This is a genomic window from Mesorhizobium sp. C268A (genome assembly GCF_040324475.1).
Taxonomy (GTDB): domain Bacteria; phylum Pseudomonadota; class Alphaproteobacteria; order Rhizobiales; family Rhizobiaceae; genus Mesorhizobium.
This window is the reverse complement of sequence record NZ_JAMYVX010000001.1, coordinates 3,029,234-3,048,786: the sequence shown is the minus strand read 5'-3', so window position 1 is coordinate 3,048,786 and position 19,553 is coordinate 3,029,234. Positions and strand designations below refer to the sequence as shown.

The 19,553-nt window shown below is 63.5% G+C and carries 19 protein-coding genes; 11 read left to right on the top strand and 8 right to left on the bottom strand.

Annotated features, from left to right (window positions below; all coding sequences use genetic code 11):
- Positions 1-104 precede the first annotated feature (104 nt).
- Genes NKL06_RS14635 through NKL06_RS14625 form a run of 3 tightly spaced genes read left to right on the top strand, consistent with a single transcriptional unit; the run spans position 105 to position 3,547 of the window.
- On the top strand, positions 105-710 hold the full coding sequence (locus NKL06_RS14635) for a TRAP transporter small permease subunit (RefSeq protein WP_023683517.1): 606 nt from the start codon (positions 105-107) through the stop codon (positions 708-710).
- Positions 707-2,485: a TRAP transporter large permease gene (locus NKL06_RS14630; protein ID WP_023694708.1), complete on the top strand. Its 1,779-nt coding sequence runs from the start codon at positions 707-709 to the stop codon at positions 2,483-2,485. Before NKL06_RS14635 ends, NKL06_RS14630 begins: the two co-directional genes overlap by 4 nt.
- Positions 2,486-2,518: 33 nt before the next feature.
- The gene (locus tag NKL06_RS14625; protein ID WP_023694709.1) at positions 2,519-3,547 is read left to right on the top strand and encodes a zinc-dependent alcohol dehydrogenase family protein; all 1,029 of its coding nucleotides are present in this window, start codon (positions 2,519-2,521) and stop codon (positions 3,545-3,547) included.
- 251 nt (positions 3,548-3,798) lie between these two features.
- On the opposite strand, the gene NKL06_RS14620 is transcribed toward NKL06_RS14625, so the two are convergent.
- Positions 3,799-4,908, bottom strand: coding sequence for a TRAP transporter substrate-binding protein (locus NKL06_RS14620; protein ID WP_023671351.1), 1,110 nt, complete (start codon positions 4,906-4,908; stop codon positions 3,799-3,801).
- Between the two features lie 294 nt (positions 4,909-5,202).
- Here NKL06_RS14620 and NKL06_RS14615 point away from each other — a divergent pair, with 294 nt between their 5' ends.
- Complete coding sequence (locus tag NKL06_RS14615; RefSeq protein ID WP_023703661.1) at positions 5,203-5,976, top strand: gamma-glutamyl-gamma-aminobutyrate hydrolase family protein; 774 nt, start codon at positions 5,203-5,205, stop codon at positions 5,974-5,976.
- A 10-nt stretch (positions 5,977-5,986) separates the two neighbouring features.
- On the opposite strand, the gene NKL06_RS14610 is transcribed toward NKL06_RS14615, so the two are convergent.
- From NKL06_RS14610 to NKL06_RS14590, 5 genes are all read right to left on the bottom strand, one after another.
- On the bottom strand, positions 5,987-6,397 hold the full coding sequence (locus NKL06_RS14610; protein WP_023683514.1) for a hypothetical protein: 411 nt from the start codon (positions 6,395-6,397) through the stop codon (positions 5,987-5,989).
- An 82-nt stretch (positions 6,398-6,479) separates the two neighbouring features.
- Complete coding sequence (locus tag NKL06_RS14605; RefSeq protein ID WP_023671354.1) at positions 6,480-7,463, bottom strand: 2-hydroxyacid dehydrogenase; 984 nt, start codon at positions 7,461-7,463, stop codon at positions 6,480-6,482.
- On the bottom strand, positions 7,460-8,482 hold the full coding sequence (locus tag NKL06_RS14600) for a LacI family DNA-binding transcriptional regulator (RefSeq protein ID WP_023671355.1): 1,023 nt from the start codon (positions 8,480-8,482) through the stop codon (positions 7,460-7,462). The genes NKL06_RS14605 and NKL06_RS14600 overlap by 4 nt, the downstream gene beginning before the upstream one ends.
- Before the next feature lie 65 nt (positions 8,483-8,547).
- A complete protein-coding gene (locus tag NKL06_RS14595) occupies positions 8,548-9,432 on the bottom strand; it encodes a DMT family transporter (protein ID WP_032906353.1) in 885 nt (294 codons plus the stop codon).
- A 181-nt stretch (positions 9,433-9,613) separates the two neighbouring features.
- Positions 9,614-10,516 (bottom strand): LysR family transcriptional regulator, encoded by a 903-nt coding sequence (locus tag NKL06_RS14590; RefSeq protein ID WP_023694713.1) that lies wholly within the window; start codon positions 10,514-10,516, stop codon positions 9,614-9,616.
- Between the two features lie 127 nt (positions 10,517-10,643).
- On the opposite strand from NKL06_RS14590, the gene NKL06_RS14585 reads away from it, so the two are divergent.
- Positions 10,644-11,432, top strand: a complete 789-nt coding sequence (locus tag NKL06_RS14585) for an alpha/beta fold hydrolase (RefSeq protein WP_023694714.1) — start codon at positions 10,644-10,646, stop codon at positions 11,430-11,432.
- Here the strand turns inward: NKL06_RS14585 and NKL06_RS14580 are convergent.
- Complete coding sequence (locus NKL06_RS14580; protein ID WP_023694715.1) at positions 11,429-11,836, bottom strand: DUF2000 family protein; 408 nt, start codon at positions 11,834-11,836, stop codon at positions 11,429-11,431. The two genes, NKL06_RS14585 and NKL06_RS14580, sit on opposite strands and share 4 nt — an antisense overlap.
- A 47-nt stretch (positions 11,837-11,883) precedes the next feature.
- On the opposite strand from NKL06_RS14580, the gene NKL06_RS14575 reads away from it, so the two are divergent.
- The gene (locus NKL06_RS14575; protein ID WP_023694716.1) at positions 11,884-12,747 is read left to right on the top strand and encodes an AraC family transcriptional regulator; all 864 of its coding nucleotides are present in this window, start codon (positions 11,884-11,886) and stop codon (positions 12,745-12,747) included.
- A 26-nt stretch (positions 12,748-12,773) separates the two neighbouring features.
- On the opposite strand, the gene NKL06_RS14570 is transcribed toward NKL06_RS14575, so the two are convergent.
- Positions 12,774-13,244, bottom strand: coding sequence for a MarR family winged helix-turn-helix transcriptional regulator (locus tag NKL06_RS14570; protein ID WP_023694717.1), 471 nt, complete (start codon positions 13,242-13,244; stop codon positions 12,774-12,776).
- A 419-nt stretch (positions 13,245-13,663) separates the two neighbouring features.
- On the opposite strand from NKL06_RS14570, the gene NKL06_RS14565 reads away from it, so the two are divergent.
- The 5 genes from NKL06_RS14565 to NKL06_RS14545 all read left to right on the top strand — a co-directional run bounded on the left by NKL06_RS14565 (position 13,664) and on the right by NKL06_RS14545 (position 19,357).
- Positions 13,664-14,719 (top strand): CobW family GTP-binding protein, encoded by a 1,056-nt coding sequence (locus NKL06_RS14565; RefSeq protein WP_023694718.1) that lies wholly within the window; start codon positions 13,664-13,666, stop codon positions 14,717-14,719.
- A 249-nt stretch (positions 14,720-14,968) separates the two neighbouring features.
- A complete protein-coding gene (locus tag NKL06_RS14560; protein WP_023689246.1) occupies positions 14,969-15,943 on the top strand; it encodes a WD40 repeat domain-containing protein in 975 nt (324 codons plus the stop codon).
- Positions 15,940-16,371, top strand: coding sequence for a hypothetical protein (locus tag NKL06_RS14555; RefSeq protein ID WP_023694720.1), 432 nt, complete (start codon positions 15,940-15,942; stop codon positions 16,369-16,371). Before NKL06_RS14560 ends, NKL06_RS14555 begins: the two co-directional genes overlap by 4 nt.
- 182 nt (positions 16,372-16,553) lie before the next feature.
- The gene (locus NKL06_RS14550) at positions 16,554-17,936 is read left to right on the top strand and encodes an aspartate aminotransferase family protein (RefSeq protein WP_023808230.1); all 1,383 of its coding nucleotides are present in this window, start codon (positions 16,554-16,556) and stop codon (positions 17,934-17,936) included.
- Between the two features lie 35 nt (positions 17,937-17,971).
- Positions 17,972-19,357 (top strand): glutamine synthetase family protein, encoded by a 1,386-nt coding sequence (locus tag NKL06_RS14545; RefSeq protein WP_023683505.1) that lies wholly within the window; start codon positions 17,972-17,974, stop codon positions 19,355-19,357.
- Positions 19,358-19,553: the final 196 nt, after the last annotated feature.

The window sequence follows — 19,553 nt, the reverse complement described above, 5'->3', positions numbered from 1 at the left end:
ATGCCATGTTGACCCGCCGAACCACGCACGGCATACCGTTGGGCCACAGCGGCGCGACGGAAAATAGGGGAGCCGGCGCGCCTTCGACCTGAGGGAGGAAATGCATGGCAGGGCTGCTCGCTCTATCGAGAACGATTGACCGTATGAACGAGTTCATCGGCAGGTGGATATCGTGGCTGATCCTGCTGGCAATCCTGGTCAGCGCCGCCAATGCCATCATCCGCAAGGTCTTCGACGTCTCGTCGAATGCCTGGCTGGAACTGCAGTGGTACCTGTTCGGCGCCGCCTTCATGCTGGCCGCCGCCTATACGCTGAAGCAGAATGACCATATCCGCATCGACATCGTCTACGGCATGTGGTCGCGCCGCGTGCAGCACTGGATCGACCTGCTCGGCCATGTCTTCTTCCTGATGCCGTTCGTGACGCTGATGGTGATCTATTTTGTCCCCTACGTGTCGCTGTCGTTCCGCAGCGGCGAAATGTCGAACAATTCCGGCGGCCTGATCATCTGGCCGGCCAAGGCGATCCTGCTCGTCGGCTTCTTCCTGCTGGCGCTGCAAGGCATCTCCGAGATCATCAAGAAGATAGCCATCATGCGCGGCGACATGGACGATCCCAATCCGTTCATCTCGGTGCACGAACAGGCCGAGCTCGAGGCTAAAGCCCTTGCTGAAGAGGCCAAGGCGCTCGCCCAGGAGGCGCGCCCATGATCGAGTTCATCGCCCAGAACATGGCGCCGATCATGTTCGCCTCGCTGATCATCTTCCTGCTGATCGGCTATCCCGTCGCTTTTTCACTCGCCGCAAACGGCCTGATGTTCTTCTTCATCGGTGTCGTGCTGTCGCCCTATTCGGGCGGCTCGATCAACCTGGCGTGGCCGCTGCTGCATGCGCTGCCCGACAATTTCTACGGCAGCCGGGTGATGTCGAACGACACGCTCTTGGCAATCCCGTTCTTCACCTTCATGGGCATCGTGCTGGAACGATCGGGCATGGCCGAGGACCTGCTCGACACGATCGGCCAGCTGTTCGGCCCGGTTCGCGGCGGCCTTGCCTATGCGGTGATTTTCGTCGGCGCGCTGCTTGCCGCTACCACGGGCGTGGTCGCGGCTTCGGTCATCGCCATGGGCCTGATCTCGCTGCCGATCATGCTGCGCTACGGCTATGACCGACGACTGGCGTCGGGCGTCATCGCGGCATCCGGCACACTCGCCCAGATCATCCCGCCGTCGCTGGTGCTGATCGTTCTGGCCGACCAGCTCGGCCGTTCGGTCGGCGACATGTATGCCGGCGCGCTGATCCCCGGCCTGGTGCTGACCGGCCTTTACACGCTCTACATCCTGATCATGTCGATCGTCCGGCCGAACTCGATGCCGGCGTTGCCGCTGGCGGCCCGCACGCTTGGCCACGGCGTGCTGTCGCTGCTCGCGGCACTGCTGGTGGCAGTCGCGGCTTCCTATGCGGCCTATCGCTACCTTGCGCCGGCGCATGGCGACAATGCCGATATCCTTGGCGCCAGCATCGGGGTGATCCTGATCTATATCGTGGCGATCGCCGACAAGGGCCTGAACATCAACATGATGTCCAGGCTGGCGCAGCAGGTGATCATCGTTTTGATCCCGCCTCTGGCACTGATCTTCCTGGTGCTGGGCACCATCTTCCTCGGCATCGCAACCCCGACGGAGGGCGGCGCCATGGGCGCGGTTGGCGCCCTGGCGATGGCGGCAATGAAGGGGCGGTTGTCGCTGGAGGTCATCAAGCAGGCGCTGGCTTCGACGACCAGGCTTTCCTCCTTCGTGCTGTTCATCCTGATCGGCGCGCGGGTGTTCTCGCTGACCTTCTACGGCGTCAACGGCCACGTCTGGGTCGAGCATTTGTTGACGTCGCTGCCGGGCGGCGAAGTCGGCTTCCTGATCGGCGTCAACATCCTGGTCTTCGTGCTCGCCTTCTTCCTCGATTTCTTCGAGCTCGCCTTCATCATCGTGCCGCTTTTGGCGCCGGCAGCCGATAAGCTCGGCATCGACCTGATCTGGTTCGGCGTGCTGCTCGGCGTCAACATGCAGACCTCCTTCATGCACCCGCCTTTCGGCTTTGCGCTGTTCTACCTGCGCTCGGTCGCCGCGCGCGTGCCCTATCTCGATCGCCTCACCGGCAAGCAGATCGCGCCGGTGACCACCGGCCAGATCTATTGGGGCGCCGTGCCCTTCGTCTGCATCCAGGTGATCATGATCGGGCTGACCATCGCCTTCCCGCAAATGGTCATGCGCTACAAGGGTGCGGCCGTCGATCCGGGAACGATCGAGATCAACTTGCCTGATATGCCAGGCCTTGCGCCTCTCGGAACACCACCACCAGCCAACGGTGGCCCATCACCCGCGGCGCCACCGTCGAACGATCTCTCGCAGCCGCCGAATTTCGGCGAGACGCCGCCCGCCAAGCCGGCGGCGCCGGCGACCGACCTGTCGCAGCCGCCGAACTTCAACTGATGTGTGAACACTGAGAACCTGAGTGAGGATGTCATGAGAGCCGTGCGCCTGGAAGCCGTGGGCAGCATTGCGCTACGGGAGGTCGACAAGCCTGTTGCGGGACCGCAGGACGTTCTGGTGCGCGTCGAAGCCTGCGGCGTTTGCGGCACCGACCGTCACCTCCTCCACGGCGAATTCCCTTCGAGCCCGCCGGTGACGCTTGGTCACGAATTCTGCGGCATCGTGGAGGCTGTCGGTGATGCGGTTTCCGGCATCGCCATCGGTGACCGTGTTACCGGCGATCCCAACATCTTCTGCGGACGCTGCAGTCATTGTCGGGCTGGCCGGGTCAATTTGTGCAGCAATCTCAGGGCCATCGGCATCCATCGCGACGGCGGCTTCGCCGACTACGTCGTGATGCCGCAGAGCCAGGCCTTTCTTCTGCCTGCGAACCTCAAGCCAACGCATGGCGCCTTCTGCGAGCCGCTGGCCTGCTGCCTGCACGCTGTCGACCTCGCCGGAATCAGACCCGGCGCTGCCGTGGTGGTGCTTGGTGGCGGCGTCATCGGCCTGCTTACCGTGCAATTGGCGAGGCTCGCAGGAGCGGCGACCATCATCCTGTCGACGCGGCAGGCCTCCCGCCGGGCGCTCGCTGAAGAACTCGGTGCAACGGCGACGGTCGACCCAAACGCGGTCGACCCGATCGAGGCGATCGCCGGCCCAGCCGGTCTTGTGCCCGGCGGGGCCGACGTGGTGCTCGAATGCGCCGGTGTCCCCGATACCGTCGAACAATCGATGCGGCTGGCGAAGTCCGGCGGCTCGGTGGTGATCGTCGGCGTGATGCCGCAAGGCGTGAAAGTGCCCTTCGAACCGTTCGACATCCTGTTTCGCGAACTGAAGGTTCTCGGCTCGTTCATCAACCCCTTCACCCACAGGCGGGCGGCGGACCTTGTCGCGTCCGGCGCAATCGAGATCGACAAGCTCATCTCAAGGCAGGTCGGCCTGGAGGAAGCCGCCTCGGTGATCGCCAATCCGGCAGCGCCCGGCGAGGTCAAGGTGTTGGTGGTGCCGGGCATGGAATGAAGGGCAGCCTCAATCCTGCGGCGTTGGCGATTGGCGAAACGGCGATGACCGCGCCCCTCTCCCCGTCACTATACGGGGACAGGATGCCGGCAGGCAGGTGAGGGGTAGCGTCAACGCTCGGAAAAATAAGCTATAATTTCGGGGCGGCTACCAAGCCCAAGGCGATCGATCGCCGAAGTTTGCGCCGCCCCTCATCCACCTGCCGGGACCTTCTCCCCGTATAGTGACGGGGAGAAGGGACAGATCCCAGCCTACAGTTTGCCGTTGCGCTGCTGGACCATCATGAAGGTGTCGTAATTGTACTCGGCCACCTGCGCCCACAGATAGTGCTCCTTGCGGAAGCCCTTGATCGAGTCCCAGATCTTCTTGAACGGTGCGTTGGTGGCTTCCATTTCGGTGTAGACCTCATTGGCCTTCTCGAAACAGGCGGCCATGATGTCCTGGCTGAACGGGCGCAATTTCGCGCCGCCGGCCACCAGCCGCTTCACCGCCGCAGGATTGAGAAAATCGTATTTCTGCAGCATGTTGGCGTCCGCCGCCTGCGCGGCGGTGTGCACAAGCGACTTGTAGGCGGGCGACAGCTCCTCGTACTTGGCCTTGTTGAACAAGAGATGGACGGTCGGGCCGCCTTCCCACCAGCCGGGATAATAGTAGTAGGGCGCGACCTTGTAGAAGCCGAGCTTCTCGTCGTCATAGGGGCCGACCCATTCGGCGGCGTCGATCGTGCCTTTTTCCAGCGCCGGATAGATGTCGCCACCGGCGATCTGCTGCGGCACGACGCCGAGCTTCTGCACCACTTTGCCGGCAAAGCCGCCGATGCGCATCTTGAGGCCGGACAGGTCGGCGACGGTGTTGATCTCCTTGCGGAACCAGCCGCCCATCTGCACGCCGGTGTTGCCGCCGGGCAGGCCGAAAAGACCCTGCGTGGCAAGAAACTCGTTGAACAGGTCGATGCCGCCGCCATGATAGTGCCAGGCGTTCATGCCGCGCGCGTTGAGCGAGAACGGCACCGCCGCACCGAGCGCCCATGTCGGGTCCTTGCCCCAATAATAGTATGACACCGTGTGGCAGGCCTCGACGGTGCCGGCAGTGGTGGCGTCGGCGGCCTGCAGGCCGGGCACGAGTTCGCCGGAGGCGAAGACCTGGACCTGGAAATTGCCGTCCGTCGCCTCAGACAGCATCTTGGAGAAGACTTCGGCGCCGCCATAGATCGTATCGAGTGACTTGGGAAAGGATGACGCCAACCGCCACGTCACTTTCGGATTGGACTGGGCGATTGCCGGTGCGGCTAGCGTAGCGGCAGCCGCCGCTGCGCCCACGCCGGTGACCCCGGCCTTGCGGATGAATGAACGACGATCCATGCAGTTCCTCCCTATTGGACCAACAACCGATATCAGGGACATCTCCTCACGTCCGGTATCGATTTGCCCGAAACAATACACGGGCAAAAGGTCGAGTCCAGCATGGTGGCGGGATTTGACGGCGGCGCTGGCGACAAATCCGCGGGCCGGCCGGCCAGCCTGCAACTATAGTCTAACGTTCGCCGCGTGGCCCATGCGAGATGGCGAAACTTGCCATGGAAAAGCGCCTTCGGATCGCCTATTTTGCAGGCACAATAGCTATTCGCTTCGCGCCAAATGGAATCCGGACCCAAAATGCACCAGCCGCTCGTCGCCATATCAACCGACGTCCGTCAGTTCGACAACTACACCTGGCATGCCGTCCCGCAGCAATATATCGAGGCAGCACTTTCCGGCGCCGGCGTGTTCCCGCTTTTGGTGCCGTCATTCGGTGACCGGCTCGACTTCGACGAGCTGTTGTCTTCGGTCGACGGTGTCATGGTCACTGGCTCGAAGTCCAACGTGCATCCATCGCTCTATGGCGGCGACGCCAGCGAAGCCAACGGCCCCTACGACCCGGCGCGCGATTCCACCACGCTGCCGCTAATCCGCAAGGCGATCGAGCGCGGCGTGCCGCTGCTTGCCATCTGCCGCGGCATCCAGGAGTTGAACGTTGCGCTGGGCGGCACGCTTGGCACCGAGATCCAGGAGCGCGAAGGCTCGCTCGACCATCGCGCGCCGGTGAGCGACAACCAGGACGAACGCTTCGCCATTCACCAGACCATTTCGATCAAGCCGGGCAGCTGCCTGGCCGGCGTGTTTGGCGCCGGCGACATCAAGGTCAACTCGCTGCACCGCCAAGGCATCGACCGGCTCGGCTCGAAGCTGCAGGTCGAGGCGGTTGCCGGCGACGGCACGGTGGAGGCAGTTTCGGTGAAGGACGCCCGCGCCTTCGCCGTCGGCGTGCAATGGCACCCCGAATACTGGGTCAAGTCGGACGGCAACTCGGCCAAGATCTTCCGCGCCTTCGGCGATGCGGTGCGCCTGCATGCGGCGGCGAAGGCCGGCGCGCGGGCGGCGGCGGAATAAATCCCGACGATCAATTGCCGGCGGATTGATCCCGTTCGCCGGTTGTCGCCAGCGAAAGCAGCGGCGTGGCCGGAGCGTAGGATTCGTAGCCGTCGCCATCCGCAACCGAGAAGGTGACGATCGGGTCGGTGCCGTCGGCGCTGAACGCGATCGTGCCGTCCTCGCCCTCTCGCCAGAATTTTGCCCGCTCGATCCCCGGCAGCAGCCCGCGGCAGTTCGGCGCCACGGTCAACAGCGACAGGCCATCGTCAATCGCGGCGCCGCGGCTAACCGCGCAGTCGCCTTCGTCGCCATTGGCGACCAGCCTGAAGGTGGTTGCCGGCCTTGCTTCATTGGCCGAACTTTCACTGCTGCCGCCGTGAAACAGCTGAAAGCCGGCGAAAAGTGCCGCTGCCGCAATCAATGCCGGAAGTTTCGTCATCTTGCACTCCGCGCCCCCCGGCGCAGATGCAGAATGATTCCAAAGCGTTAAGCCGACGTTAACGAGTGTGGCAGACAGCCGCTCAGCTTCGTGGCTTGACTTGCGCCGTCTCCGGCACCGGGGTCAGTGGCCGGCGCTCGCTGAACCAGGATACCAGATTGTCGACGCACAGATCCGCCATGGCGCGGCGCGTGTGGTGCGAGGCCGAACCGACATGGGGCAAAAGCGAGGTGTTGGGCGCCTCCAGCAAAGCCTTGGGCACATTCGGTTCATCGGCGAAAACATCGAGCCCGGCCGCGGCGATGGTGCCGTTGGCAAGCGCTGCGGCGAGGTCTGCCTCGTCGACCGTGCTGCCACGGCCGATGTTGACGAAAACGCCGTTGGCGCCAAGCGCCGCCAGGATTTCGGCATTGACCGCCTTCTCCGTGGAAGCGCCGCCCGGCACTACGGAAATCAGCGTATCGACCGCTTCGGCAAGGCCCTTCAGCGTCGGGTGGTATTCATAAGCCAGACCTTCGACCTTGCGCCTGTTGTGGTAGGCCACCGGCAGCCCGAACGCTTCCAGCCGGCGCGCAATGGCAAGGCCGATGCGGCCCATGCCGAAAATGCCGACATGCCGACCGCGCAAGGTCAGCCGGCTCAGGGGATAGTTGCCCTTCTTCACCCAACTGCCGTCGCGCAGCCATTTCTCGGCGTTGTAAAGTTCACGCACGGTGTTGAGCAAAAGGCCGATCGTGGTGTCGGCGACCTCCTCGGTCAAAACATCGGGGGTGTTGGTGACCATGATGTTTTTCTTGGCCGCATGGCCGGCATCGACCGAATCATAGCCGACGCCGAAGGAGGCGATGAGTTCGAGGTTGGGCAATGCATCCATCAATGCCGCATTGACGCCGGCAAAGGACGCAATGGCGCGCACGTCATGGCGCATCTCCTCGGTGACCAGGGCGGGATCGGCTCGCTCTATCTTGACCCGCTTGAAGGTGCGGTCGATGCGCTCGACCGCATGGTCGTTGAAATGTCCTGGCACCAGAACGGCGACGGTCTGCAACGCATCAGTCTTGGTCATGCACGCTCCACCGGCTTGCCGGTCGACTGGCGCACATGCAGTTCCGGCTTGATCAGTTCCTGTGACGGCCGTACCGCCTGTCCGTTCAGCTTGTCGAGCAGCGCGCTGGCGGCACGGCGGCCGACCTCGCGCTGGCCATTCCAGACCGTGGTGAGCGCCGGTGTCGCGATTGCCGCCTCCTCGAGATCGTCATAGCCGGTCACCGAGATGTCGGCGCCCGGCACCAGGCCGGCGCGGGCAATGCCGTTCATCAGGCCGATGGCGACCAGATCATTCCAGCAGCAAGCGGCGGTTGGCTTGTCTTTAAGCGCCAAAAACTGTCCAGCCGCCTCGAATCCGCCCTGCTTGGTGCGCGGCCCGGCGATGCGCCAGGATGGCCTGACCTCAAGCCCGGCGGCCTCCATGGCGTTGAGATAGCCCTGGTAGCGGTCGCGCCCGGTCGAGGTCTGGTCGGTGCCGCCGATCATGGCGATGCGCTTGTGCCCGAGCGAGATCAGATGATTGGTGGCAAGTGCCGTGCCATAGGCATCGTCACCACGAAACACCGGCACGTCGGCGCCTTCCACGCTGCGTGCAATCAGCACCGCAGGCAGGCCGTTTTCCTCGGCCATGACGATGTCGGAGGCCGGCGTGCCGATGGCCGGCGACATGATGACGCCGTCGGCGCCGAGCTGCAGCAGCGTGTCGATGAAGGTGCGTTGCTTTTCCAACTGGTCATAATGGTTGGACAGGATGAAGGTCTGCCGGCTGCGATCGAGTTCGCTTTCGATCGAGCGCAGGATCTCGGCGAAGAACGGGTTCATGATGTCGTGCACAACGACGCCGACAATCCCCGAGCGCGAGGTGCGCAGTGAGGCGGCGCGGCGGTTGTAGATATACCCGATGGCCCGCGCATGTTCCTTGATGCGGTCACGCGTGGCGCCGGCGACCAGCGGGCTGTCGCGCAAGGCGAGGGAGACGGTGGCCGTGGAGACGCCAAGCGCATCCGCGATCGTCGAAAGCTTGATCTTTTGTGCCAGCCCTTCGCTCCCCGAGTTTTTTAAATTTTTTAAATGCGGCGTTATGCCATCGGATTCGGAGCAAATCAAAGTTTTTTCGCCAGCGCCTCCGCCTCGGCATCGACGGTCGTGCGATTGTGCAGCTGCAAACGGTGCTCGCGATGGATGATGTAAAGGCCGCTGGCGACGATGATGGCAGCACCTACGAGCGTCCAGCGGTCGGCGAACTGGTGGAAGATGATCCAGCCGGACAGGATCATCCAGACCATCTGCGAATAGGGGTACGGCGCCAGCGCCGTGGTGGTCGCCAGGCGGTAGGCCTGCACCAGCAGCCAGTGGCCGCCGGCGCCGAACACGCCCAGCATCACCAGTATGAACCAGTGCCAGCCATCCTGCGGCAGGCCATGCGAGAACGGCAGCATCGGCAGAAGCAGCACGGCCGGCGCCAGTGCCGAAAACAGGATCAGGCTTTCCGAGGTTTCGCTGGCCGACATCCGGCGCGTCATGATGACGTAAAAACTGTTCGACAGCATCGAGCCGAGCGCGAAGAGATGGCCGATGCCGAACACGCCGACGCCCGGCCTTGTAATGACGAGCACGCCGACAAAGCCCGACAGGATTGCCAGCCAGCGCCGCCAGCCGGCCCATTCACCAAGCAGCGGTCCGGCAAGGGCGGTGATCACCATCGGCCCGAAGAAGTAGATCGAGGTGGTCTCGGCCAGTTGAAGCGTTTTGAGCGCCATGACGTTGCACATCGTCGAGCCGAACAGCAGACCGCCGCGCAGGATGTGGGCCGGCAAATTGTTGGCGCGGAAGCGCGACGGCTCGCGCCAGCCGCGCAGGAAGACGCCGACAAGCAGGACATGGACGGTGAAGCGGGCCCAGGCGACGATCAGCGCCGAGACGCCGGCCAGCACCAGATATTTGCTCGAGGTGTCGAGAAAGGTGAAAAAGACATAGGTCGAAAGCATGAACAGCATCGCCGCGGGCGGCGTTGCGCTTTCGTCTGATTTTGCGGGAACGTTCAATGTCAGGCCGGGCAGGGAGGATCAACGCTTAACCTTTGCGGCAATCGCCTGCGCCCGGCAAGCCAAAAGCGACTGGCACAACAGGAGCCGCGCGCAGGCTCAGCGCGGGCCGATCCTATGCCGGCTAAAGCGCCTCGCCGGATGCCACTTGCGCCTGGAGATGAAGCCACAACGCCTGGGCGACGGGTCCGTGCGGTCGGTCGCGCCGGCGCACCGCCGCCAGGGTCTCCGTCCGGCCGGGCAGATGTGCACCAGCGATCGAGATCAGCCTCCTATCCCGCAGTTCGTCCTCGATCAGCCATGCCGGCAGATGGCCCCAGGCCAATCCGTGAAGGATCAGTTCCTTCTTCATCAGATGATCCGGCACCGAGCACTGATGCGCACCGTCGACGAGGAAATAGCTCTCCGGCGACGGCCGCCGCGCCGTGTCGCGGATCACGCACTGGGTGAAGGGCCGCATCTGCTCCGGCGCAATCTCGCGGCCAGGCGCGAACGGAAGGAACCCAGGCGCCACCACCGGCACGAGGGGCACCGCGCAGAGATGGATCCGCTCGAGATGCGGATCGGAAGGATCCGCGCGATGGAAGATGAGGTCAGCCTCGCCTTCCATCAACCGTTCGAGCGGACCGCCGACCGCCTCGTACTCCAGGTGCAGGCGTGTCCCGGTGCGTTCGGCAAAGAAGCCGCTGAGCATAGGCAGGATTTGCGGTCGCGGGCACAGATCACCCACGACCACACGCAGGACCGTCTCCTCGCCACTCGCCAACTGGCCCGCATAGGTTCGCAGATGGTCGAGCTCGCGCAAGGTCAGCTGCGCTCGCGCGTGAAACTCGCGGCCCGCCTCCGTCAGCCCCACCCGATATCCGCTGCGGTCGAGAAGTGTGAGCCCGAGCAACTGCTCGAGGCGTGCGACAGCGGCGAAGACGGATGGATGCGATCGGTTCAAGGCAAGGGCGGCCGCCTGGAAGCTGCCCTCGCTTGCCACGGCGTCAAAGCACCGTAGGTCGTGGAGTTTCAGACCATTCATTATCGCCAAAACCTACTGAGATTGTCCAATCATAGTAATTTCCTGGATAATTACGAGGCCTAGGGTGGCTCATTCAAAGGGCGGCGGGAGCATCGAACTCCTTTCGCCAGGGTGAGATGAGGACCAGATGACTGACACGCTTTATTTTACGACGGGCGACGGCTGCCGGATCGCCTATCAGCTGGCGGGGGCCGGCCCTGTACTTGTGCTCTCGAATTCCATTGCGACGAACCTGCATATGTGGGACCGGCAGCTTGCGGAATTTGCCGGATCTTTCCGGGTGCTGCGCTATGATCTGCGCGGCCACGGCAGTTCCGATGCTCCGGCCGGAGCCTATTCGCTCGATCGGCTGGGCCGCGACGTCCTTGAGCTGCTGGATGCGCTTCAGATCGCCCGCGTGCATTTCTGCGGGCTGTCGCTGGGCGGCTTCGTAGGGCAGTGGCTGGGTATCCATGCCCCGGACCGCATCGAGCGTCTCAGCCTTTCCAACACCTCGCCACATCTCGGGCCGGCTTCTTACTTTGACGGGCAGATCCGTACTGTCCTTGCTGCGAGCAACATGTCGGCCGCCGCGGACATGTTCATGCACAACTGGTTTCCCGCCTCGATGCTTGCCGGCCCAAACGAAACCGTCGACGCGTTCCGCGCGATGGTCCTGGCGACGCCGCCCCAAGGTCTCGCGGGATGCTTCGCCGCCGTACGCGATTGCGATCTGCGCCGGACTGTCTCCCTCATTACCGCCCCCACCCTGGTGATCGGTGGAGAAGACGACAAGGTAACGCTGGCAAGCCACAGCGAGGCGATCGCAGCCAGCATCCCCGGCGCCACGCTTACACTGCTTCCGGGCGTCCATATGCTGAACGTCGAGCGGCCGACTGAATTCATGAGCGCCGTTACACGCTTCCTGCTGAATTAGGCGTGCATGCGGGCGCCCTTGGTGATCTTGTCGACGAGTTTCTTGTCGGCACGCAGCGCGATGCCGACGATCTTGGCGTCCTCAGGGCCGAACTCGGCGAAGACGGCGCGGTTGGCCGCATCGAAGCCGGTGGCAAACATCTCCTCGACATAGGCTGACGCCGTCACGCCCCGCTCCAGCGCCTTCCGGTGGATGGAGTTGAGCGTCGGCCCATCGGCCGAAAGCACGATGACCGGCTGGATCGACAGAGGATTGTAAAGGTTGCCGGCGCGGTCGCGGTAGGGTTCGCCGATAATGTCGGGGAATTGCGCGACGACGCCGCTGGTCAGGAAGGCCGTGACGTTGAGCTTTTGCCAGACGGCGAGATCGTCCCGCAGCACGATTGCAAATTTCGTATCGAACACCAAAATGAGGACTCCGGAGCACGCCCATGAAGGGGCAGGGATAGGTGATGACGCACGATCTAGACGGTGAGGCGACGCAGGGTCTTGAACGTTCGTGCGCGGATGAGGACCGGATCGTGTCGGCGCCTGTTACCGCTGGCATCGAGCGCATCGAGGCGCATTTCCATGGCAACGCCTTCGACCTGCACCGTCATGATACACTTGCCGTCGGCGTGACGCTTTCCGGTGTGCAGCGCTTCCACTACAGGGGCACTGTCAACCACAGCCTGCCCGGCCAGGTTATCGTGCTGCATCCCGACGAAGTGCACGATGGCGGCGCCGGGACCGAGGATGGTCTGCGCTACCGGATCCTCTATCTGGAACCGTCTCTGCTGCTCGACTGCCTCGACGGCGCGCCGCTGCCTTTCGTCAGGGATGCTGTGGTCAGCGATCCCGCCTTGCGTGGCACGCTGCTTTCGGCCCTGTCGCCGCTCGATGAGGAACTGAACGAGCTGTTCGTCGCCGATTTCGTTGCGGAGCTGGCGCGGCATCTGGGGCGTCATGCGGGACAGAAGGCAAAGCCGATGGGGAAGTCGGCCTCGCGTGCGGCAGCGCTGGCGCGCGGCTATCTCGAGGAGAATGCCGAGCGGTCCGTTCGTTCCGATGAGCTGGAAGCCGTCACCGGGCTCGACCGCTATGCGCTGTCACGCCATTTTCGCGCGACCTATTCCACCAGCCCGCATCGTTTCCTGCTGATGCGCCGGCTGCAAAAGGCAAGACGGATGATCGAGATCGGCGAACCGCTGGCCGAGATTGCCGTCGGCGCCGGCTTCAGCGACCAGAGCCATTTCAACAGACATTTCAAGAAAGCATTCGGCCTGACGCCCGGCCGCTGGTCGGCGCTGGTGCGCGGCCCTTCGGTGGCGGCCTAGCTCAAGACACGCGGCCGCCGTGCCGGTCAGTCGTCGATGTCGGCGTCGTCGTCGACGAGCACCAGCTCCTCGTTCGACAAATTGGCCTCGATGCGGGCGAGCAGCTTGAACAGCGTCTTCTGTTCTTTCTTGTCGAGGCCCTTCAACGCCTGCTTCTCGGTCTTCTTAACCGACTTCTCGATGGCGTGGATGATCTCGCGGCCGGTGTCGGTGAGAAAGATATGCGCCTGGCGTGCATCCGCGGAAGAGGCGCGCTTTTCCAAAAAGCCCTGGGCCTGCAGCCGGTTTATGGTCTTGGTGATGGTCGGCGGGCGCACGCCGAGGCGGCCGGCGAGATTGCCGGGCGTCTGGCCGTCCTCGCGGTCGAGCGTCAGCATGATCTGGTCCTGGCCGGCATAGAAGCCATGCGCCAGAAGCCGCGCCGCCAGCGCGGTCCTTGCCAGCCTTGCCGCCGAATGCAGCCGGCTCATCGTTGCAGTCTTGTCCGCCTTGGCCATGGTGATCCCTCTTCGGCCGTACCGGTGCGTGCAGCATAGACGCAGCCGGCCGGTTGGCAATCGACGATCCAAAAGATTCCGGCTTTCGAAACAGCTTTGCCGGCAAGCATTTGTGGTGCTCGAAATGGTGATGCCAGATGTTTATTTCAGTTAGATGACAAACGAGTTTCCGCCAAGGCGATTGCAACGGTTTGACGCGGCGCGGCTCAGCAAAGGTCAACGAAGAGGCGTTTCCGGCGACACGTTGATGGTCGGCATCCCTCGCACTCGGCCTCTCGGTCTACCCACCCGCTTCGTCAACCTGGGTCAAACACCCAGGCGGTTTGCCTCGTGCAAAAGGCCGGCACACATCCTATATCAGGCCAACAATCCCTTCTTGCGGCCCGCAATTCCGTGGCCCAGCCATTTCGAGGCAAGATATGAGCGAAGCACAGACGCAAATCCCCGTGACCGTTCTCACCGGCTATCTCGGCGCCGGCAAGACGACGCTGCTCAACCGCATCCTGTCGGAAAACCATGGCAAGCGTTATGCCGTCATCGTCAATGAATTCGGCGAGATCGGCATCGACAATGATTTGATCGTGGAATCCGACGAGGAAATCTACGAAATGAACAATGGCTGCGTCTGTTGCACGGTGCGCGGCGACCTGATCCGCGTCGTCGAAGGCCTGATGCGCCGCCCGGGCCGCTTCGACGCCATCGTCGTCGAGACCACCGGCCTTGCCGATCCGGTGCCGGTGGCGCAGACCTTCTTCATGGACGACGACGTGCGCTCCAAGACCAGGCTCGACGCTGTCGTGGCCCTGGTCGACGCCAAGCACCTGCCGCTCCGGTTGAAGGATTCCAAGGAAGCCGAGGACCAGATCGCCTTCGCCGATGTCGTCGTGCTCAACAAGACCGACCTGGTGACGCCCGAAGAGCTGGCCAAGGTCGAGGCCACCATCCGCGCCATCAACCCGGCGGCCAGGATCCACCGCACCACGCGCGCCGGCGTGGCGCTGTCCGAAGTGCTCGACCGCGGCGCCTTCGACCTGTCGCGCGCATTGGAGAACGACCCACATTTCCTCGAGGCGCACGATCATGATCACGACCACCATGACCATGACGGGCACGATCACCACGACCATGATCACGACCATCATCATCACGATCACGCGCATCCCTCCGACATCCATGACGTGACCGTGCAGTCGGTGTCGCTGCGCGGCGGCGAGATGGACCCGAAGAAATTCTTCCCGTGGATCGAGAAGATCACTCAGATGGAAGGTCCCAACATCCTGCGGCTGAAAGGCATCATCGCGCTCAAGGGCGACGACGAGCGCTATGTCATCCAGGGCGTGCACATGATCATCGAAGGCGACCACCAGCGCGCCTGGAAAGACGGCGAAAAGCATGAGAGCCGGCTGGTGTTCATCGGCCGCGAGCTTGACGCCGAACGGCTGAAGAAGAGCTTTGACGCCTGCCAGGCGGCTTGATTTCCGGACTCTATGGCGCTAGCGCTGCCCGCTCTTCCTTCTCCCCTTGTGGGAGAAGGTGGCCTCGCGAAGCGAGGTCGGATGAGGGGTGCTCCAGCTCGGCACCGACGGCGATCCGTTCAACACCCCTCATCCGTCTCGGCGCTGCGCGCCGATCCACCTTCTCCCACAAGGGGAGAAGGTTGACGCCAGGCCTGGCCGCCTCAGTGGCTTCCCGGGAGTGGTGACAGCTTCATTGGAATGGTCCTGATGCCCACAGTTGCCCCCCTTGACCTGGAAGGTCACTGCCTTGCCGCCGTCTTCCTCGACAACGTGCCGCATTTTGCGCTGGCCGATGGGACAGTTCATAGGCTCGACAACGGCCACAAGGCAATTCAGGCCAATGACGGCCTGCTCTCCACGTTCCATGACGCCGCCAACGACCGCCTGATCACCGGCGGCGAGGACGGCAAGATTTTTGCTGTCACCGCAGGTGGCACCGTCGGCGAATTGGCGAGCGCCGGCAAGAAGTGGATCACCAGCGTCGCCGCCGGGCCGCAAGGCGCTATCGCCTATGCCACAGGCAAGACTGCCTTCGTGCGCTTTGCCGACGGCAAGACCAAAGAGTTTGCCCATCCGCGTTCGGTCGAGGGGCTGGCCTTCTCCCCCAAGGGCATACGCTTCGGCGTCGCCCGCTACAATGGCGCGACGCTGCATTTCCCGGCCGCCGAGGGCAAGCCGGTGGAGCTGGAATGGGCCGGTGCCCATACCGGCGTCACCTTCTCGCCGGATGGCGCCTTCCTCGTCACCACCATGCAGGAAAACGCGCTGCATGGCTGGAAGCTCGCCGACGGCAAGCACATGCGCATGACCGGCTATCCCGGCAAGGTCAAAAGCCTGTCGTGGAGCGTGAAGGGCAAATGGCTGGCGAGTTCCGGCGCGCCGGCGGCGATCGTCTGGCCGTTTTCGGGCAAGGACGGCCCGATGGGCAAGGCGCCGCTGGAGCTCGGCACGCGCGGCAACGCCATGGTGACATCGGTTGCCTGCCATCCGAGCCAGGATGTCGTCGCCGTCGGCTATGATGACGGCATGGTCATGGCGGTGCGCTTTACCGATGCCAAAGAGGTGCTGTTGCGCCGCCCGGGCAAGGGCGCCATCACCGCGATGATGTGGGATAAGGAAGAGCGCCGGGTCGCCTTCGGCAGTGCCGCCGGCGACTGCGGCGTCATCGATATCTCGGCGTGACCTATTCGGCTCCGCACGACACCTTGCCGGTCAATTCTTTCGGCTTGCCGTCCTGTTCCGTGTCGGGCGGCGTTGTCGTAGACGGCAAGCGTGTACCGGCCGTCATAGACGCCCTCGTCACTGGTCTTGGTCAGGATCGTCAGTTCGACAGAGTTGAATTTATCTCCGAGCTGATGCTCGTGGTAGACGTTCAGCCGCAACTCCTTGTCGTCCAGCCAGTACTGGGTGAGGTCGGAATCCTCAAAGACGGTCTTGCGCAGACTGTCGCCTTCCGGCCGGCCAAGTATCTCGAGATCGCCGCGAAAATTGAAGGTCGGGCCGCCCATACCTCTGGTGACCCCGGCGCCGACCTCGAATTGCACCGCTTTGTCATCGACGGAACACCAGACGCCGCCCGATGCGGAAGCCGCAGCGGCCGACAAGAGTAGCGCAATAGCGCAGATGATCGTCCGCATTTTTCTCCCCAAACCACAGACCCGATCGCATTGGCGCCCGACTGCGCCGGAAGGTCAAGTCTGCCGAACTTGCTGCTGACCCAATGCAGGGCACCAACACGGCCAATTGCGGTTGCCGTCGCCAATTGGGTAGTGTGCCGGCCGAGAGGGATTTCATGCACAGCACGAACAGTTCAAAAGCATCCATCGGCGGTATCAGCCGTGACCGCATCGCTGCATTGCGGACAAGCGAGGCGAACACCTTCCGCAAGGCGCGGCCGAAATCGCAGGCCAAGGTCGGTAACGGCCTGCCAGGCTTCTTCGGCGGTGTGCCGATGCACTGGATGAACGACTGGCCGACGCCATTCCCGATCCTGGTCGAAAGCGCCAAGGGCGCCGCCATCACGGATATCGACGGCAACAGGCTGGACGATTTCTGCCTCGGTGACACCGGCTCGATGTTCGGCCATTCGCCGCCGCCGGTGGCGCGCGCCATCCGCCGCCAGGCCGGGCGCGGCCTGACCTATATGCTGCCTTCGGAAGATGCGCTGGCCATCGGGCCGCTGCTCACACAGCGTTTCGGTCTGCCGTTCTGGCAGATCGCCACCACCGCCACCGACGCCAACCGCTTCGCGCTGCGCGTCGCCCGCGCCGTCACCGGCCGCGAAAAGATACTGGTCTTCAACGGCTGCTATCACGGCTCGGTCGACGAGACGATGGTCCGGATGGTCGACGGCAAGCCCGTGAATCGGCCGGGGCTGGCGGGTGAGTTTCGCGACCTGACCAAGACGGCGAAGGTCATTGAATTCAACGATGTCGCCGCGCTGCAAGCAGCGCTCAAGGACAAGGATGTCGCCTGCGTCATTGCTGAGCCGGTGCTGACCAATTCCTGCATGGTGCTGCCCGATCCGGGTTTTCACGACGCCTTGCGCAAACTGACGCGCGCGGCCGGAACGCTGCTTCTGATAGACGAGACGCACACGATTTCGACTGGACCCGGCGGCTACACCAGGAAATTCGGGCTGCAGCCCGACCTGTTCGTGCTGGGCAAGCCGATCGCCGGCGGCGTGCCGGCAAGCGTGTGGGGCATGAGCGACGAGGCCGCCTCGCGCTATGCCGACTACAATCGAACCAAGGAGCCGGGCTATTCCGGCATGGGCACGACGCTGTCGGCGAACCCGCTGCAGTTCGCAGCCATGCGCGCAACGCTCGAAGAGGTGATGACGCAGGAGAATTATCCCCGGATGGATCGCCTCGCCCTGCGGCTCGATGCCGGGCTGACCGGCGTCATCGATCGCTACAATCTGCCCTGGCATGTCGCCCGCGTCGGCGCCCGCGTCGAGTTCATCTGCGCCCCTGGCCCGCTCAGGAACGGCGCCGAAGCCGAGACTGCCCATGCGCCGGAGCTTGAGGCGGCTATCCATGTCGCGCTGGTCAACCAGGGCGTGCTGATCGCGCCCTTTCACAACATGATGCTGATCTCACCGGCCACCACCGGCGCCCAGGTCAACCGGCTGGTCACCGCCTTCGCCACGGTTGCGGCAAGGCTGACGGCATGAGACAAGCTGCCAAGCCAAACTCGAGTACACTAATCATGACTTCACCTTCGGGCTCGACGCCCGCCGAGGCGCAAGCCTTTCTCGACGCCCATCCCGAAATCGAAGCCTTCGACATCGTCTTGACCGACGCCAACGGGGTCGGCCGCGGCAAGATCGTGCGCCGGCATGAGCTGAAAAGCATCTTCGAGGGCGGCCGCCACATGCCGATCTCGATCCTCGGCCTCGACATCACCGGGGAGGATGTGCACGAAACCGGGCTGATCTGGACGACTGGAGACGGCGATCTCAGGGCATGGCCGATCCCCGGCACGCTGGTGCCGCTTTACGGCACGAACCCGCCGCGCGGCCAGTTGCTGATGGCGATGTACCATCTCGAGGGACAGCCTATGTCGTCGGACCCACGGCTGGCGCTGGCCAGGCAGGTCGACATCTTGGCGGCCAAGGGCCTCTATCCCGCCGGGGCCTTCGAACTCGAATTTTTCCTGCTTGCCAATGAGCGTGACGCCGACGGCAAGGTAAAGCCGGCGGACGCCGTGCTCGACGGCCGCCGCTCGGCCAAGACGGAAGTCTATTCCGTCGACCATCTGCACGGCATGGAGCCGCTGTTTTCCGACATCTATGCCGCGGCTAAGGCGCAAGGCATTCCGGCCGAAACGGTGATTTCCGAATACGCGCCCGGCCAGTACGAGCTGACGCTGAATTACCGCAAGGATGTCATGCGGGCGGCCGACGACCTCGTCATGTTGAAGCGGCTGGTGCGGGCGCAGGCGCGCCGCCATGGTGTTACCGCCTGCTTCATGGCCAAGCCGATCGAAAAATATGCCGGCTCCGGCATGCATTTCCATGTTTCGCTGCAGGACAAGAACGGCCGCAACGTTTTTGCCGAAGCAGGCGGCGAAAGCTGGTCGCTGCCGCTGCTGCAGGGGCTCGGCGGGCTGATCCAGACCATGGCCGAATCGATGCTGGTGTTTGCGCCGCACGCCAATTCCTGGCGGCGCTTCGTCTCGCAGTCCTATGCGCCGGTGGCGCCGACCTGGGGCGTCAACAACCGTTCGGTGGCGCTGCGCGTGCCGGCCGGCGACGCCAAGAATCGGCGCATCGAGCACCGGCCGTCGGGCGTCGACGCCAATCCCTACCTGATCGCGGCAACGGTGCTGGCCGGCATCATCAAGGGTCTGGACGAAGGCCTCGACCCCGGCCCTGAAACCACTGGGAATGGCTATGAAGCCGCTGTCACGCGCACGACCATGCCGGTCGACTGGCGCGCCGCGATCGAGGCGGCGCGGGCCTCGAGCTTCCTGAAAGAGGCGCTTGGCGAGGATCTGCATCGCACCTTCGTGGCGATCAAGCAGTCGGAGTATCTGCGCGTCGCGCGTACGGTGAGCGAGCTGGACTACCACCTCTACCTGCACGAGGTCTGAGAGACCGTTTCGAAATTCTACTCCGGCGGCCATCGATGGTGGTTTCTGCGCTTCCGATGCTCACGGACCAAATGTCCGCTGCGCTTCGGTTCTCGAAACCACCACCATATGACTCGCCAGAGCGAATTTCGAAACGGTCTCTGATTGCCCTGACGGCGGGCGGCGATCACTTTTTCGCCGCCTGCATCAAATGAGG

Excerpts from the sequence above, each read along its gene's own strand:
- NKL06_RS14635 (WP_023683517.1), top strand. The coding sequence starts at position 105 with ATGGCAGGGCTGCTCGCTCTATCGAGAACGATTGACCGTATGAACGAG.
- NKL06_RS14630 (WP_023694708.1), top strand. The coding sequence starts at position 707 with ATGATCGAGTTCATCGCCCAGAACATGGCGCCGATCATGTTCGCCTCG.
- NKL06_RS14625 (WP_023694709.1), top strand. The coding sequence starts at position 2,519 with ATGAGAGCCGTGCGCCTGGAAGCCGTGGGCAGCATTGCGCTACGGGAG.
- NKL06_RS14620 (WP_023671351.1), bottom strand. The coding sequence starts at position 4,908 with ATGGATCGTCGTTCATTCATCCGCAAGGCCGGGGTCACCGGCGTGGGC.
- NKL06_RS14615 (WP_023703661.1), top strand. The coding sequence starts at position 5,203 with ATGCACCAGCCGCTCGTCGCCATATCAACCGACGTCCGTCAGTTCGAC.
- NKL06_RS14610 (WP_023683514.1), bottom strand. The coding sequence starts at position 6,397 with ATGACGAAACTTCCGGCATTGATTGCGGCAGCGGCACTTTTCGCCGGC.
- NKL06_RS14605 (WP_023671354.1), bottom strand. The coding sequence starts at position 7,463 with ATGACCAAGACTGATGCGTTGCAGACCGTCGCCGTTCTGGTGCCAGGA.
- NKL06_RS14595 (WP_032906353.1), bottom strand. The coding sequence starts at position 9,432 with ATGCTTTCGACCTATGTCTTTTTCACCTTTCTCGACACCTCGAGCAAA.
- NKL06_RS14590 (WP_023694713.1), bottom strand. The coding sequence starts at position 10,516 with ATGAATGGTCTGAAACTCCACGACCTACGGTGCTTTGACGCCGTGGCA.
- NKL06_RS14585 (WP_023694714.1), top strand. The coding sequence starts at position 10,644 with ATGACTGACACGCTTTATTTTACGACGGGCGACGGCTGCCGGATCGCC.
- NKL06_RS14575 (WP_023694716.1), top strand. The coding sequence starts at position 11,884 with ATGACGCACGATCTAGACGGTGAGGCGACGCAGGGTCTTGAACGTTCG.
- NKL06_RS14570 (WP_023694717.1), bottom strand. The coding sequence starts at position 13,244 with ATGGCCAAGGCGGACAAGACTGCAACGATGAGCCGGCTGCATTCGGCG.
- NKL06_RS14565 (WP_023694718.1), top strand. The coding sequence starts at position 13,664 with ATGAGCGAAGCACAGACGCAAATCCCCGTGACCGTTCTCACCGGCTAT.
- NKL06_RS14560 (WP_023689246.1), top strand. The coding sequence starts at position 14,969 with ATGCCCACAGTTGCCCCCCTTGACCTGGAAGGTCACTGCCTTGCCGCC.
- NKL06_RS14550 (WP_023808230.1), top strand. The coding sequence starts at position 16,554 with ATGCACAGCACGAACAGTTCAAAAGCATCCATCGGCGGTATCAGCCGT.
- NKL06_RS14545 (WP_023683505.1), top strand. The coding sequence starts at position 17,972 with ATGACTTCACCTTCGGGCTCGACGCCCGCCGAGGCGCAAGCCTTTCTC.